The organism is Nostoc sp. (assembly GCF_036917615.1).
Taxonomy (GTDB): Bacteria; Cyanobacteriota; Cyanobacteriia; order Cyanobacteriales; family Nostocaceae; genus Nostoc.
In genome coordinates this window covers 53,159-69,535 of record NZ_JBALCZ010000019.1, presented here as the reverse complement: position 1 = coordinate 69,535, position 16,377 = coordinate 53,159, and the positions used below count along the sequence as shown (strand labels likewise).

Genomic DNA, 16,377 nt, shown 5'->3' with positions numbered 1-16,377 from the left:
TAGACTTACATTATTCTATGGCTTTTGCTACACGATCGCAGACTATTGGGAGCTTCTGGATGAGTAACAAAATAATCTTGGAGCCATTGACATCCTCGTGCTAGTAAATCATTTAACTGCAAACTCCACAAAATTACCTTGTCATCTTTACTAGCAGAAGCAATGATTTTTCCATCAGGGCTGAAACTGACGCTTGTCACTGAATCGTTATGTGCAGTCAAGGTAGTAATGGGAGTTCCATCCTTTTTCCAAAGTTTAATAGTTTTATCTGTGCTTCCAGAAGCAATGATTTCTCCATCGGGGCTGAAACTGACGCTATTTACTGAATCACTATGTCCAGTTAGAGTAGTGATAAGAGTTCCATCCCTTTTCCAAAGTTTGATAGTTTGATCTGTACTTCCTGAAGCAATGATTTGGCTATCAGGACTAAAACTGATACTATTAATACCCTTTGTTTGTCCAGTTAGGGTAGTAATTAAAGTGCCATCTAGCTGCCAAAGTTTGATAGTTCCATCATAATCACCACCAGAAGCAATAATTTTACCATCAGGGCTAAAACTGACACTTGTTACCCAGTTTTTATGCCCAGTGAATAATTTAGTAAAGAGTTTAGTTAGAGTTCCGTCCCACTTCCAGAGTTCAATAAATCCTTTGTCAGTACCAAAAGCAATTATTTTTTGTTTGGGACTGAAAGTAAGACTAGTTACCCCTTTATGCTCAGTTAGAGGATGAATTAGCGTGCCATCCCATTTCCAAAGTTTAGCAATTCCTTGATCAGTACCAACGGCAATAGTTTTATTATCGGGGCTGAAACTGATACTATTTACCCAACCTTTATGTCCTGTAAGATTAGCAATGAGAGTTCCATTTTGCCATAGTTTCACAGTACCATCGTCACCACCAGAAGCAATGATTTTGCCATCGGGGCTGAAACTTAAGTTTGTTATCCCACCTTGATGCCCAGTTAATGTAGTCATGATATCTGCGTTCAACTTCCAGAGTTTCACAATTCCATCGTCACTACCAGAAGCAATCATGTTGTCATCTTGGTTAAAACTCACACTAGCTACTGAATCACCATGTCCAACGAAGGTATAAATTAGGGTACCATCTAATTGCCAGATTTTTACAGTTTGGTCACTACTCCCAGAAGCAATTGTTTTACCATCACGGCTGAAACTTACACTATTTATCCTAGCTGTATGTCCCTCAATTGTTCTAATTGGAGTACCATTGGCTTTCCAAAGTTTAATAGTTTTGTCATCACTACCGGAAACAAGATTTTCTCCATCTTGGCTAAAATTAATACTTGTCACCCAACCATTATGCCCAACAATAGTTGTGATGAAAGTTCCATCACTTTTCCATAATTCAATATTTCCTTCTTCGTTACCAACGGCAATAATTTTGCCATTATGACTGATGGTAGCACTAGTGACTGCATTACTTTTGAGTGGTATAGTTTTAATCAGAGTTCCATCTAACTGCCAGAGTTTTATAGTGCCATCTTTACTAGCAGAGGCAATAGTATTATTGGCACTAAATGTAGCACTAATTACCCAACTATGATGTCCAGAGAGTGTTTTAATCTGAGTACCATTTCGCTGCCAGAGTTTAATAGTTCCGTCTTGGCTAGCAGAAGCAATAATGTTGCTATCCTCGCTAAAACTAATACTTCTGAGCTTATTTTTATGTCCAATAAGGGTAGCGATCGCAGTTCTATTCTGATGCCATAATTTAATAGTACCATCATCACTACCAGAAGCAATAATTTTGCCATCAGGACTGAAAATTAGATTAGTGAGTCTTGTTTTACCGCTATTAAATTGATTATATTCATGAATATTCATCAGAATATTTAGTAAAGTAGACAAGGGAGTAGTTGTTTGATATTCTCCCAAATCAGACTGATTTTTTACCAGATGTTTTAAATCTTCTCCAGCCTTTATACCTAAAAGTAAAGCTTCAAGTTGTTTAGATTGAAATTGCTGTGCAGTGTTATAGCCAACTTGTGTAAGTCTTGTAGCTTCATTGGCGGTGTGTAATTGATTTTGTCCAAAAATCACACTTATTAAGATGAGGAGAATTGCGATACTTCCTCCAATCCAAACTATGTATTTTGCTTTTTTATTTGCATCAGCTAACTTTTGTTTAACAGTTAGATTAGCTTTAGTTAATTTTTGACTAGCTGATGCTAACTTCTGATTTACCTCAATTTGTAATTCTGTAGCAACTTTTTGACTTTCTTGTAAAAATTCGTAATCTGAATTACTTAAACTTTTACCAACAGCCCATGCTAACGCTTCATCTAAAGCTTTACCTCGCAATAACCAGGATGGCTCATATTGGGAATTTAACCACTTATTAATTGCTTCACTATAGGGACGGAGTTTATCTAATTCTTCTTTGAGCCAACTTCGATTAAAAACTGCTTGATAGATAGAATTATATACTCTTAAATAGCCAGATTGTTTGACTACCAAACCTGATAGTCTTAATTCCGTTTGCTCTTGACTACCATCTATAATAACTCCCTTGCTTGAGTGTAAAACTTGCTGATATAATCCTAGTAATCTCCCAGCTTTTTGTTCATTTCTTAGCAAGCGATCGCGGATTGTTCTTAAATGCTCTGGTTCGTCTTGAGTTTCCCAATTATCGATGATATAATTATGAACTAATTCGTTAACACTCAGATAACTATTTTCGGTTTCTTGTACAATTAAACTGCATAATTTTTGAGTCAAAAATGGTTGTCCAGCAGTCCAATTTAACACATCTTGCAACATCGCTTCCGGATGCTCTACCTTATCCGCTAACCCTGGAATTAACGCATCTTTTGCTTCTGCAAAGCTAAACCCAGTTAATTCTATGGAACTACCAATATTAAACGGTGTACGTTCTCTTTCTTGAATCAAATCTCCTGGTGTCGCTACTCCAAGCAAACAAAAAGTTAGACGCTCATATTTTGGAGATTCAGCCCGGAGATTATAACAAGCGCGAATTAAAGCAAAAAAATCATCTTTAAATTTACTTTTGATTAAACTATCAATTTCATCGATAAAAATGATAATATTAGAAGTAACTTTATTTAGCAACAATGACTCTAAAATTAAATTTAATCTCTGTATCTCCGTCCAAGAGTCATGCTGTAACCACCAGCTATTAAAATCTATATCATCTATTTCAAAACTCGATAATAACTGATTAGCAAATCCTTTATACCATTTTTCTGGGCTACTATGACTACCAAGAATAGTTAAATCAATAGAAGCACATTTAATTCCGACTCCTCTAAGTTTTTTAATTGTCTGAACTCGCAAACTAGATTTACCCATCTGACGCGAGTTAAATACAAAACAATACTCCCCAGCCTTCAGCAGTTCAAAGATTTGTCCATCAGCTTTTCTGACTACATAGGTGCGATGATTAGCATTTAAACTACCACCGACTTTATAATAATTATTAAAATCCATTCTCTCTTTGCGTCCTTGGCATCTTGGCGGTTCGTTTAAATTTTTTACAACTCATATTATGTTCGCTTGATTACTTATTAAACCCGAACCCACTCCGCCAAAGCTACGCTTTGTCTCCCCTCCCGAAAAGCGGGGAGGGGTGTAATGACTGTGGGAATCATAAATAATTACCCGAACTTGATATCAAAAATCTAAATTTAATTACAACCAAACGCTAAAATATTCATGATACAATCTACACCGTGGCATCACAAAATTATTACTAAATTTAATCACCCCCATACTATCCAATTGATAAATCTGCCGATTTTTACGCTCAACTTTAATTCCTTCAGCATTAGTCACTATCTCTTTAAATACCCTTCCTAACTCTTGATTTTCTTGAAATATTTCCAAATGTCGGCGTAAATGCTCAGTATAAATCCCTGTATCTGTAGTAGCCTCTTCAAGCAATTCTTCAATAGTTGCATCCTGAGATACCAAATAATAAAGCGCTAACCGCACCAAATAAGGATGTCCCCCCACTACAGACATCAGAGGAAGAATATTTTTACTATCTAAACCATGTCGGATAGCTAAACCCTTCACCTGTTCTTCAGTAAACTCTTCCAATTTAATTGGTAATCCGACATTAAAAGGAGATTGATTAATATCTAAACGTCCATAATCTTCCGTAGAATGTGCTACTAATAGTCGCAATTTTTCCCATATTTCCGATTCATTAGCATTTTCATTCCAATTACGCAACATCGGAAAAAAATTCTGATAAATTTCTGGATATTCAAATAATTTATCTACCTCATCTAAAGCTAGAACTAAAACACCATCCAATTGTTTGAGCAAACTTTGAAATGTCAGAGTGCAGTTAACCATGCTGGGGGTGTCAATATCCCAGAGTGTTAGCGGAAGTGCTGAAGGTAATTGATTAATTACATAAGCATAAAAACTGCGGAGAAAATCGTTAGGGTTAGTAAACTTATTTTTTTCTATTAAACTAAAATTCAAATAAACCGTACTATAACTATTTTTCTTTGCTTCAGCAATAATTCTTTTCAACAGCGAAGTTTTACCCATCTGCTTAGGTGCTTTAATCCGAATTAGTGCGCCAGGTTCTTTAATAGCAGTATAACAGCGAGATTCAATCGGAGAACGTTCTTGATAAAAAGCAGAATTTAGTGGTTCCATCCCTTCTGGAAAGCGGATATTCTGGATAATATGCCCACATTTTTCTAAAGCTTTAACACTAACTAACTCCGGCTTATATTTAGCAAACATCTCAATCAAATTACAACGATAATCTGGTTCAATTTCAGGAGGAAAGCCAAATTTTGTAGATATATTTCTCAATTGATGACTAGCTGTAGAACGATGGGTAGCGCCAAGTTGTTTGGCTATCTGTTCATCTGTTTGTCCAGCTAAAAAGAATGGCAATACTTTCTTTTGTTTAGGAGTCAATTCATCCTGATATATTTTTTCAAATTTTTCTTGACTAATCAGCATTTTTATAGTTATATTCCATCTATTTTTAACTACATTGATAAATTATAAGTAGGGTGCGTTAGGCTAAAGCCGTAATGCACCATATTGTTTTGCAGTTAGGCGCTTATGTCATTTTTTGCCTTACAAATCATATTGAAAATACCTTGAACATATTCTACAGTCATTTAGTTTTTATACCAATTTTTTATGAAGACGCATAGAAAGAACCCCACCGCCTACGGCACCTCCCCGACGCTTTGCGGAGGTTGGAAGGGGTCAAAATAATGTGCAGCTTTACAGATAAAGTGAGGTCAGAGTGTATTGCATCCAAATGAGAAGCGCTATATTTAGCCATCATAAAGAAATTTAATATTTACTTGGTTAATTGTGTTGTAAGTTTTACTTTATCAAGTTTCTGGTAGACACTGACATTGGTGAAGAAAACTTCACCTCAATAGATGTGCGACTGAAATAGATGAATTTTTTATCAAAATATGGAGTTTTATGTAAATATCATTTTAAGATAAATCTCAACAATCAAATTAGATTTTTATCTTTACCAATTTTCCTGGTTTTAAGAATATATCTGATTTGCAATTATTCCAAAAGCCTTCTTTTCAAGAATCTAACGAGAAAAATTATGCAACTCAAACCAATCATTTCTCTATTAACTGGCTGTTCTTTGACTGCTATTTGCATCACTTCTATAGTTAGTCAAGCCAAAGCTGATGATGAAGTTCGTTTTATCTGTGCTTCAGGTTATGACCAAGCAACTAATCTACGCTTTCCTACTACTTACGCTTGGACGGAACGCGGGAAAATTGCCATTGTACGTTGGAAATATGGATGGTTTAATAATCAGAGTGTTACCCCAGAACAGCGATGTGAACAAGTATCGTCTCGATTCCAGACTGCTTACAATAATAAAAGTCTGGCTTATATCGCCAACGGTATAATCAATAATCAAGCAGTAATTTGCACAGCCAAAAAAGAAGATGCTGCTTGTGATACCACACTGCTAACTTTAAGACCTCAAGATGATCCTTTACAGATTCTTGATGACCTCAAAGAGATTCTGAGAGGGCGTGCTACTAAACCGATTGAACATAGTTCTAAACAACAACCAGTCTACTACAAAATTGACATCAAGAAGTTTCTGCAAACAGCACCTGTTGAGAAGGAATAATATCAAGTATCTGAACTATAGGAATCGTAAATTGTTTTTGAAAAGATCTCAGTAGTAGGGTGTGTTAACAGAGGGTAACGCACCATTCCAAGCTTGTGGTGCGTTACGAAAACAGGTTTGATTTATGAAAAAATTACGTACTTAAGTGTAGAAGACCTCTTGCATAAATCAAAAAGAAAGAACCTCATTTTATATTTTATCAAAATCCGACTGCAAAAATGAACAAACTCAATTCGTTTATCATCGCCATATTAAGTACTTATTTAGTACTCCCTAGCGCCTACATTGCGATATCTCAGCCAATACCTAATCAACCAACTTCTGTACTTGCAAATAATACCCTATCTGCAACCCAAATCCGTCAACTAGCCCAAGCTGTCACCGTCAAAGTATTGAGTAATAACAAAGGCGGAAGTGGAGTATTAATTAGTAAACAAGGGCAAACTTACACTATCATCACTAACGCCCATGTTATCAGTAATAAAGGAACCTACCATATCCAAACACCGGAGGGTAAAACCTATACAGCTACAGTTATCAATCAAGGTAATTCTTTAAAAGGTAATGATTTAGCTGTCTTACAATTTCAATCTCAAGAAAACTATCAAATCATTGCTTTAGCGATAAACTCCAATTTAGCAGAAAATCAAGAAGTATTTGCTGCTGGTTTTCCTGATGATAGCAAAGAAATAGTCATCACCAATGGCAAAATATCTCTGTTATCTGAACAGCCATTAGTCGGAGGCTATCAAATTGGTTATACCAACGAGATTCGACAAGGAATGAGTGGAGGGGCATTATTAAATCAGTCAGGTCAATTAATTGGGATAAATGGATTACTAAATAATGCTATTTTAAATGAGGCTTATTTTTATCAAAATGGAACAAAACCCAGCGCCGAACAACTTCAGCAATTAAGAAAACTCAGCTTTGCAGTCCCCATTCAAACTTTAGCAAAAGTTGCACCTAACTTAGCAGTTATTCCTCCAGAATGGCGCAATCAGCAACAAGCTCAAAAACTGCCAGTAGGTAATACATTTGTTGATAAAGTTAATAATATTGCTGAACAAATTACTGTAAGGATTGACTCGCAAAATCATGGGAATGGTTCAGGAGTCATTATTGCTAAACAAGGCGATACTTACTATGTAGTCACTGCACTTCATGTTGTAAAAAATCCAGATAATTATCAAATTATTGCCCTAGATGGCAAGCAGTATGTAGTACAGCAATCAAACATATTTAAATCAGAGGGATTAGACGCAGCAGTAGTTAAATTTACCAGCAATCAAACTTATACAGTTGCCACAATTGCTAAATATAACCTATATTCTTCCAGCAAAATCCCGTGGATATTTCTCTCTGGATTTCCTCAAGAAGCAGCAGGAAAAAGAAAACTGACAGCAGGGTTGCGTAGTTATAATAGAGGAGCAATATTTATTCGTGCAGAAAGCTTAGATTATTTAAATAATGTTATTGATGCGGGTTACGAGTTGGGTTACACAAATCTGACAAAACCTGGAATGAGTGGGGGAGCAGTGTTAGATGCACTCGGACAAGTAATTGGCATTAATACAAGTATTGAACCCAATGGAATAGGAGAAAAACAAGAAATAGGATTAGGTTTAGGAGTCCCAATTAATAGCATTTTCGGTTTGCTGACAAAATCTGGATTGAAACCAGAAGTGTTAAAGGTAGTAACTCAAGCACCTCCTAAACTAACAGAAACAGAAATTAATACACTAAAAAATCATCCTTTATTCGTTGCTCAAAAGCCTTCACAAAATGCTACTGAGTACGATTGGCTAAATTATGGCAATCAACTGTGGCGTTTAGAGAAATACTCGGAATCTGTGGCAGCTTTGCAACAAGCAATTAAGCTCAAACCAGATTTTTATGAAGCTTATTTTGCTCTTGGTTTAGCGGAATATGCCCAGAAAAAATATCCACAAGCCTTAGTAGCTTACGAGCAAGCAATCAAAATTAACCGCGATTCTGATAAAGTTTGGTCATACAAATATGGAATACTATTCTATTTGCAAAAATACCCAGAAGCACTAGTAGCAATTGACAAAGCAATTGAATACAATAGTAGCGATGTTGGTTTTTATCTACAACGCAGTGTGGTACTTAACAAATTAAAACGCTACCCGGAAGCTCTAGTGGCAGTGACTAAAGCAATTGAGATGAAACCCCTATTTTTAGGGTACAATATACGGGTTTTGATCCGCTATCGCTTGAAAGATTATCAAGCAGTGTTAGCAGATTTGAATCAAGCGATTAAACTTCAACCTGATGATGCTGATAGCTATAGTACACGCGGTGATGTTTATTTAGAATTGAAAAATTATCAAGCAGCACTTGCAGATTTTAATCAAGCAATTCAACTCCAACCCGATGGTGCTGTTAACTATAATTTACGGGGTATTGTTTATTCAGAGTTAAAAAATTATCAAGAAGCAGCACTTGCAGATTATAATCAAGCGATTAAACTTCAACCTGATGATGCTGATAACTATATTTCACGGGCTGATGTTTATTTCCACTTAAAAAATTATCAAGCAGCACTTGCAGATTATAATCAAGCGATTAAACTTCAACCTGATGATGCCTACGCCTACTTTCACCGGGGTATTGTTTATTCAAAGTTAAAACATTATCAAGCAGCATTAGCAGATTATAATCAAGCGATTAAACTTCAACCTGATGATGATTTTAAGTATAGTTTACGGGGTGATGTTTATTCGCAGTTAAAAGATTATCAAGCAGCACTAGCAGATTTTAATCAAGCGATTAAACTTTAACCTGATGATGCCCTATATTACCTTATGCGGAGTATTGCTTACTTTAAATTGAAAGATTATCAAGGGGCACTTGCAGATTTGAATCAAGTTATTAAACTTCAGCCTGATAATGCCAATGCCTACTCTTTACGAGGCGTTATCTACCAGAAACAAGGAAGCGATCGCGCCGCATTAGCAGATTACAATCAGGCGATCGCTAAAGATGGAAAATTACTAGAACCTATCATCAACATTGGCTATATCAAATACGAAAAAGGAGATGTAGAAGGAGCAATACAGCAGTGGAAAAAAGCAGTTCAAATTGATGGTAGTGTAGCAGAACCACAAATGGCACTGGCGGTTGCTTTATATGCTAAAGGTGAACAAGAAAAAGCTCTAAACATGGCACAGTCCGCCTTACGTTTAGATAAAAGCTTTGCTAATGTTGACGTTCTCAAACAAAATCTTTGGGGGACGCACTTGGTTGCAGAAGCACAAAAACTCCTTTCCCATCCTAATATCCAAGCATTGCAAACAAAGCAGTAGTTTGTACTTATAGCCAAACTAATTTCACTTTAAACCTTACTTTCTTGTCGAGGGTCTTCATCTGGTGGATGCCAACCACCCTTCATCCAAAGACGACGTGCTTTAATAATAGAACCTTCATTGTGACGTTCATCATTGAAGTCTAGACGATTACAAGTAGCCCTTCCAATGGAAGTAATGCCAATGACTTTTAAACCGTCTGCTGACCAGATAAAATGATCTGACCACTTTTGCTTCCGAGGATGAAACAATGGGATAATTTCTCCAGTATCTCGATCAATGCCAGTTGTGAAGTTATAGCGATATCCATTACAACGCTGACAAGCTAATGCTAAATTATCCAGATCATCTGAACCATTAACAGAGCGTGGGAGGATATGGTCAATAGAAAATTGAGCCGCACTCGCTTCTTCTAAAGAATGACAGTATTCGCAAAGAAACTTTGCCCTTTCCCTGACTAATTTTCTGATAGGACTATTAATTGTCACGATTCAGCAATAATTCTGGCATTGAGCAAAGTAAAAATCCTGTCAAGTTCCAATATGCCTGTCAATTCAGCTTCTTCCTCTGAAGTGATAAATCCAGATTTTCTCTTCAGAGAAAGTTCTTCGAGTCGAGACTGTAATTCATCAGTAAATTTAAACAAATGTAGATTTCTAACTTTACTGATTTTGATTCCAGACTCTACCCAGAATGAGGGTTGAACCATCATTTGAGTAATCATAAATTGTGTACATCGTTTAATTGAGCGGACTACTTTTATTGTAACAGTTAATTTTGCTTGCTTTGCTTTTTCTACATCTTTTTACACCTGACATCCAAAAGCCCTTAGAGGTTGAATGAACAAGCATTTCAGTGTGATTTTAGGTACTTTTAGATCCCCCCTAACCCCCTTTAAAAAGGGTGGAACCGGAGTCAAAGTCCCCCTTTTTAAGGGGGATTTAGGGGGATCTAAAACTTTTGATACCCACAAGAGGACTTGTTCATTCATCCTCTTAGCTCAAGGATTTAAGTTTATCTTAGTGCTATTCACTATCCAATTACAAAAATGAACAAACTCAATTCGTTTATCATCGCCATATTAAGTACTTATTTAGTACTCCCTAGCGCCTACATTGCGATATCTCAGCCAATACCTAATCAACCAACTTCTGTACTTGCAAATAATACCCTATCTGCAACCCAAATCCGTCAACTAGCCCAAGCTGTCACCGTCAAAGTATTGAGTAATAACAAAGGCGGAAGTGGAGTATTAATTAGTAAACAAGGGCAAACTTACACTATCATCACTAACGCCCATGTTATCAGTAATAAAGGAACCTACCATATCCAAACACCGGAGGGTAAAACCTATACAGCTACAGTTATCAATCAAGGTAATTCTTTAAAAGGTAATGATTTAGCTGTCTTACAATTTCAATCTCAAGAAAACTATCAAATCATTGCTTTAGCGATAAACTCCAATTTAGCAGAAAATCAAGAAGTATTTGCTGCTGGTTTTCCTGATGATAGCAAAGAAATAGTCATCACCAATGGCAAAATATCTCTGTTATCTGAACAGCCATTAGTCGGAGGCTATCAAATTGGTTATACCAACGAGATTCGACAAGGAATGAGTGGAGGGGCATTATTAAATCAGTCAGGTCAATTAATTGGGATAAATGGATTACTAAATAATGCTATTTTAAATGAGGCTTATTTTTATCAAAATGGAACAAAACCCAGCGCCGAACAACTTCAGCAATTAAGAAAACTCAGCTTTGCAGTCCCCATTCAAACTTTAGCAAAAGTTGCACCTAACTTAGCAGTTATTCCTCCAGAATGGCGCAATCAGCAACAAGCTCAAAAACTGCCAGTAGGTAATACATTTGTTGATAAAGTTAATAATATTGCTGAACAAATTACTGTAAGGATTGACTCGCAAAATCATGGGAATGGTTCAGGAGTCATTATTGCTAAACAAGGCGATACTTACTATGTAGTCACTGCACTTCATGTTGTAAAAAATCCAGATAATTATCAAATTATTGCCCTAGATGGCAAGCAGTATGTAGTACAGCAATCAAACATATTTAAATCAGAGGGATTAGACGCAGCAGTAGTTAAATTTACCAGCAATCAAACTTATACAGTTGCCACAATTGCTAAATATAACCTATATTCTTCCAGCAAAATCCCGTGGATATTTCTCTCTGGATTTCCTCAAGAAGCAGCAGGAAAAAGAAAACTGACAGCAGGGTTGCGTAGTTATAATAGAGGAGCAATATTTATTCGTGCAGAAAGCTTAGATTATTTAAATAATGTTATTGATGCGGGTTACGAGTTGGGTTACACAAATCTGACAAAACCTGGAATGAGTGGGGGAGCAGTGTTAGATGCACTCGGACAAGTAATTGGCATTAATACAAGTATTGAACCCAATGGAATAGGAGAAAAACAAGAAATAGGATTAGGTTTAGGAGTCCCAATTAATAGCATTTTCGGTTTGCTGACAAAATCTGGATTGAAACCAGAAGTGTTAAAGGTAGTAACTCAAGCACCTCCTAAACTAACAGAAACAGAAATTAATACACTAAAAAATCATCCTTTATTCGTTGCTCAAAAGCCTTCACAAAATGCTACTGAGTACGATTGGCTAAATTATGGCAATCAACTGTGGCGTTTAGAGAAATACTCGGAATCTGTGGCAGCTTTGCAACAAGCAATTAAGCTCAAACCAGATTTTTATGAAGCTTATTTTGCTCTTGGTTTAGCGGAATATGCCCAGAAAAAATATCCACAAGCCTTAGTAGCTTACGAGCAAGCAATCAAAATTAACCGCGATTCTGATAAAGTTTGGTCATACAAATATGGAATACTATTCTATTTGCAAAAATACCCAGAAGCACTAGTAGCAATTGACAAAGCAATTGAATACAATAGTAGCGATGTTGGTTTTTATCTACAACGCAGTGTGGTACTTAACAAATTAAAACGCTACCCGGAAGCTCTAGTGGCAGTGACTAAAGCAATTGAGATGAAACCCCTATTTTTAGGGTACAATATACGGGTTTTGATCCGCTATCGCTTGAAAGATTATCAAGCAGTGTTAGCAGATTTGAATCAAGCGATTAAACTTCAACCTGATGATGCTGATAGCTATAGTACACGCGGTGATGTTTATTTAGAATTGAAAAATTATCAAGCAGCACTTGCAGATTTTAATCAAGCAATTCAACTCCAACCCGATGGTGCTGTTAACTATAATTTACGGGGTATTGTTTATTCAGAGTTAAAAAATTATCAAGAAGCAGCACTTGCAGATTATAATCAAGCGATTAAACTTCAACCTGATGATGCTGATAACTATATTTCACGGGCTGATGTTTATTTCCACTTAAAAAATTATCAAGCAGCACTTGCAGATTATAATCAAGCGATTAAACTTCAACCTGATGATGCCTACGCCTACTTTCACCGGGGTATTGTTTATTCAAAGTTAAAACATTATCAAGCAGCATTAGCAGATTATAATCAAGCGATTAAACTTCAACCTGATGATGATTTTAAGTATAGTTTACGGGGTGATGTTTATTCGCAGTTAAAAGATTATCAAGCAGCACTAGCAGATTTTAATCAAGCGATTAAACTTTAACCTGATGATGCCCTATATTACCTTATGCGGAGTATTGCTTACTTTAAATTGAAAGATTATCAAGGGGCACTTGCAGATTTGAATCAAGTTATTAAACTTCAGCCTGATAATGCCAATGCCTACTCTTTACGAGGCGTTATCTACCAGAAACAAGGAAGCGATCGCGCCGCACTAGCAGATTACAATCAGGCGATCGCTAAAGATGGAAAATTAGTAGCACCTATCATCAACATTGGCTACATCAAATACGAAAAAGGAGATGTAGAAGGAGCAATACAGCAGTGGGAAAAAGCAGTTCAAATTGATGGTAGTGTAGCAGAACCACAAATGGCGATCGCAGTTGCTTTATATGCCAAAGGTGAGCAAGAAAAGGCTCTCAACATGGCACTAGCCGCCTTACGTTTAGATAAAAGCTATGCTGATATCGAAGTTCTCAAACAAAATCTTTGGGGGACGCACTTAGTTGCAGAAGCACAAAAACTCTTGACAACTCCTAGTATTCAGGCTTTTATCAAGCAGTAGCAGAGGTTGTGATGTTGAGAAAAACTTCACCTAAATAGTGTTTTCTCAGATATTGAAGAATTTGTTCTCAAATTCTGAGTTGGTTTGGTGATTCAGAATAAGATGCTTATCAGTTGAATTCGATGTCTCATGCCAAAACGCAAGGAAGAGTCCGAAAGGAACAATTTCTGAAAGCAGTCTTTTAAGTATACTTCACGCGGATTTGTCTTGTTACTAAGGTTATTTCATTTATTAAGGATGGTTGGAAAATGAACAGAAAATTTTTAACAATCGGAACTTCAGCAGTTTTGACAACTGTTCTTGGGGGAATTTGTGTTGGTAGTTTATTTGGTTGCCAACTACCTGGAATGGCTAAAAACCCTCAAATATTTGAGCCTAATTTACGAGGAGAGAATACTAAAGAAATCAAATCAAGTATTCTTGTAGCAGAAAATTCTGAAGAACAAAACCGGATTAAACTATACGAAAAAGCTAGTCAATCTGTAGTTGCGATCGCTACTGGTTTCGGACATGGTAGTGGCTTTATTGTGAGTCCAGATGGTTTAGTTTTAACTAATGCTCACGTTGTCAAAGATAGTTCTAAAACTGTTGCAATAGTACTGGCTGATGGTACACAAGTTTTAGCTGATGTGGTTGGTTTTGGATCTGACGGTTTAGATTTAGCTGCACTGAAGATTCGCAATCAAAAAAATCTACCCTACCTGCGTTTAGCTACACCCGGATCAGCACAAGTAGGTCAATCTGTCTATGCTATTGGTACTCCCCTGAGTCTGGAATTGCAAAATACTTTAACCTATGGTATTATCAGCCGCATTGATAAAAAATTGGGCTTAATTCAACATGATGCTGCTGTTAATCCCGGCAATTCTGGAGGCCCACTGCTAAACTCTAATGGGCAAGTAATTGGTGTCAACAGTGCAATTTTTAATGATACTGATATCGATCCCAAATTGAAAAGATTTATTGGCATTAGTTTTGCAATTCCTACAGAATTAATCCAGCCTTTTTTGGTAGCTATAGAACAAGGTAATGCTCAGTTAGCAAGTGGACGTAAAGAACCTAATAATAGTAAAGATACGGATTTACCTTTGAATGGTCAAGTTTTACAAGCGGGACTGAAAAATGGCGATCGCATTTTACCAAATAATAGCTATTTTCACACTTATGTGTTTGAAGGTAAAGCAGGTCAACAGATAACTATTGAGATGGATAGTCAGCAAATAGACTCTCACTTATACTTACTGCTTCCTGCTAAAGAACGACTAATAGCAGAAAATGACGACATTTCCCCAAAGGATTTTAATGCTCGATTGACTGTTACCTTACCAGAAAATGGTATCTACTATCTGTTGGCTAACACTTTTGAAGCAGGAGAATCTGGTAGTTACAGTTTACGCGCAGCGATATCTCAGCAGTAATTTATTTTTAGTTGGTGAACTATTGGGTATAAATAAACATACTCAAATCCCCGACTTCCCAAAGAAGTCGGGGATCTATCTCCTGAGTATTTTATATTTAATTAGGTTGCTATACACCCCCTAAAATTTAAACTGCTGCTGCTCTTGCCTTGACTGCAAAAATTTTATTAATCACATCTTCTACCACCTTATCTGGCGTGGAAGCACCAGAAGTAATTCCCACAACAATTTCTCTGTCTGGTAACCAGTTTTTTGTAGTTATTAACTGCCCATTTAATTGTCGATGTTCAATGGAATATCCTGATTTAATCCGTTCAACAGTATCAATATGATAAGAAGGAATTCCCCGCTCAAAAGCAATTTGTTGCAATTGAGTAGTATTCGATGAATTAAACCCACCAATTACTACCATTAAATCTAAATTATGCTCCACCAATTCCAACATGGCATCTTGCCGTTCTTGGGTGGCATCACAGATAGTATTGAAGCTTTGAAAATGCTGATTTAACTCTGTGGGGCCATACTTCTGCAACATAGTCCGTTCAAAAAGCTTGCCGATTTGCTCAGTTTCGCCTTTAAGCATCGTAGTTTGGTTGGCAATGCCAACCCTTTCTAAATCTTGATCAGGGTCAAATCCTGCTGAACAAGCTTTAGCAAATTTTGTCAAAAATTCTTCCCGGTTCCCACCATTGATAATATAGTTAGCAACATATTCCGCTTCTGGCAAATTCAACACAATTAAATACTTGCCAGCAAAAGAACTAGTAGCAACTGTTTCTTCGTGCTTATATTTACCGTGAATTATTGATGTATAATCGATTTTTTTGTGCTTTTCTACTGTATTCCAAACTTTAGATACCCAAGGACAAGTTGTATCAACAATTTTGCAGCCTTTATCGTGAAGGATCTGCATTTCTTGAACGCTAGCCCCAAAAGCGGGTAATATGACTACATCACCAGTTCCAACAACAGAAAAGTCTTTATTCTTTCCTTCAATGGGGATGAATTCTACTTCCATCTCCTGCATTCGCTGATTTACAGAAGGGTTGTGGATAATCTCGTTAGTAATCCAGATGTGTTCTGTGGGGAAGTGCTGACGAGTTTCGTAGGCCATTGCCACAGCGCGTTCTACACCCCAGCAAAAACCAAAAGCTTGTGCTAGTCTGATTGTCACATCACCCCGTTGTAGAGTGTAATTGCGATCGCGAATTTCCTGAATTAAGTTACTCTGATACTCAGATTGCAACTGGGTGGCAACTTCTGCTTGATGACCAAAGCCCTTGCGATTGTAATTTTCTGAATGTTGGAGCGTGCGCTTAAAAGCTTTTGTATCCAT

General features: G+C 36.7%; 11 protein-coding genes and 2 pseudogenes. 8 read left to right on the top strand and 5 right to left on the bottom strand.

Going from position 1 to position 16,377, the window contains the following annotated elements; genetic code table 11:
* Positions 1–5: 5 nt before the first annotated feature.
* On the bottom strand, positions 6–3,473 hold the full coding sequence (locus V7K85_RS05865; RefSeq protein WP_334811722.1) for an AAA-like domain-containing protein: 3,468 nt from the start codon (positions 3,471–3,473) through the stop codon (positions 6–8).
* Positions 3,474–3,674: 201 nt separating this feature from the next.
* Positions 3,675–4,973: an AAA-like domain-containing protein gene (locus V7K85_RS05860; RefSeq protein ID WP_334811720.1), complete on the bottom strand. Its 1,299-nt coding sequence runs from the start codon at positions 4,971–4,973 to the stop codon at positions 3,675–3,677.
* 619 nt (positions 4,974–5,592) lie between these two features.
* Between V7K85_RS05860 and V7K85_RS05855 the strand changes: the two genes are divergently transcribed.
* From V7K85_RS05855 to V7K85_RS05840, 4 genes and pseudogenes are all read left to right on the top strand, one after another.
* Positions 5,593–6,138: a COP23 domain-containing protein gene (locus tag V7K85_RS05855; protein WP_334811718.1), complete on the top strand. Its 546-nt coding sequence runs from the start codon at positions 5,593–5,595 to the stop codon at positions 6,136–6,138.
* A 218-nt stretch (positions 6,139–6,356) separates the two neighbouring features.
* Positions 6,357–8,942 carry a tetratricopeptide repeat protein gene (locus tag V7K85_RS05850; protein WP_334811713.1) on the top strand — a complete coding sequence of 862 codons (2,586 nt, stop codon included), beginning with the start codon at positions 6,357–6,359 and terminating at the stop codon, positions 8,940–8,942.
* Positions 8,943–8,960: 18 nt separating this feature from the next.
* Positions 8,961–9,134: pseudogene (locus V7K85_RS05845) on the top strand (tetratricopeptide repeat protein); the annotation flags it as partial.
* Complete coding sequence (locus tag V7K85_RS05840; RefSeq protein ID WP_334812035.1) at positions 9,135–9,467, top strand: tetratricopeptide repeat protein; 333 nt, start codon at positions 9,135–9,137, stop codon at positions 9,465–9,467.
* Between the two features lie 29 nt (positions 9,468–9,496).
* On the opposite strand, the gene V7K85_RS05835 is transcribed toward V7K85_RS05840, so the two are convergent.
* The gene (locus V7K85_RS05835; RefSeq protein WP_334811716.1) at positions 9,497–9,955 is read right to left on the bottom strand and encodes an HNH endonuclease; all 459 of its coding nucleotides are present in this window, start codon (positions 9,953–9,955) and stop codon (positions 9,497–9,499) included.
* Positions 9,952–10,191, bottom strand: coding sequence for a hypothetical protein (locus tag V7K85_RS05830; protein WP_334811714.1), 240 nt, complete (start codon positions 10,189–10,191; stop codon positions 9,952–9,954). The genes V7K85_RS05835 and V7K85_RS05830 overlap by 4 nt, the downstream gene beginning before the upstream one ends.
* Before the next feature lie 324 nt (positions 10,192–10,515).
* Between V7K85_RS05830 and V7K85_RS05825 the strand changes: the two genes are divergently transcribed.
* The 4 genes and pseudogenes from V7K85_RS05825 to V7K85_RS05810 all read left to right on the top strand — a co-directional run bounded on the left by V7K85_RS05825 (position 10,516) and on the right by V7K85_RS05810 (position 15,041).
* The gene (locus tag V7K85_RS05825) at positions 10,516–13,101 is read left to right on the top strand and encodes a tetratricopeptide repeat protein (RefSeq protein ID WP_334811713.1); all 2,586 of its coding nucleotides are present in this window, start codon (positions 10,516–10,518) and stop codon (positions 13,099–13,101) included.
* 18 nt (positions 13,102–13,119) lie between these two features.
* A pseudogene (locus V7K85_RS05820) lies at positions 13,120–13,293 on the top strand (tetratricopeptide repeat protein); the annotation flags it as partial.
* Positions 13,294–13,623 carry a tetratricopeptide repeat protein gene (locus V7K85_RS05815; protein WP_334812032.1) on the top strand — a complete coding sequence of 110 codons (330 nt, stop codon included), beginning with the start codon at positions 13,294–13,296 and terminating at the stop codon, positions 13,621–13,623.
* 248 nt (positions 13,624–13,871) lie between these two features.
* The gene (locus V7K85_RS05810; protein ID WP_334811711.1) at positions 13,872–15,041 is read left to right on the top strand and encodes a trypsin-like peptidase domain-containing protein; all 1,170 of its coding nucleotides are present in this window, start codon (positions 13,872–13,874) and stop codon (positions 15,039–15,041) included.
* A gap of 127 nt (positions 15,042–15,168) precedes the next feature.
* Here the strand turns inward: V7K85_RS05810 and V7K85_RS05805 are convergent, their stop codons facing one another.
* A complete protein-coding gene (locus V7K85_RS05805) occupies positions 15,169–16,377 on the bottom strand; it encodes a 4-hydroxy-3-methylbut-2-enyl diphosphate reductase (protein WP_334811709.1) in 1,209 nt (402 codons plus the stop codon).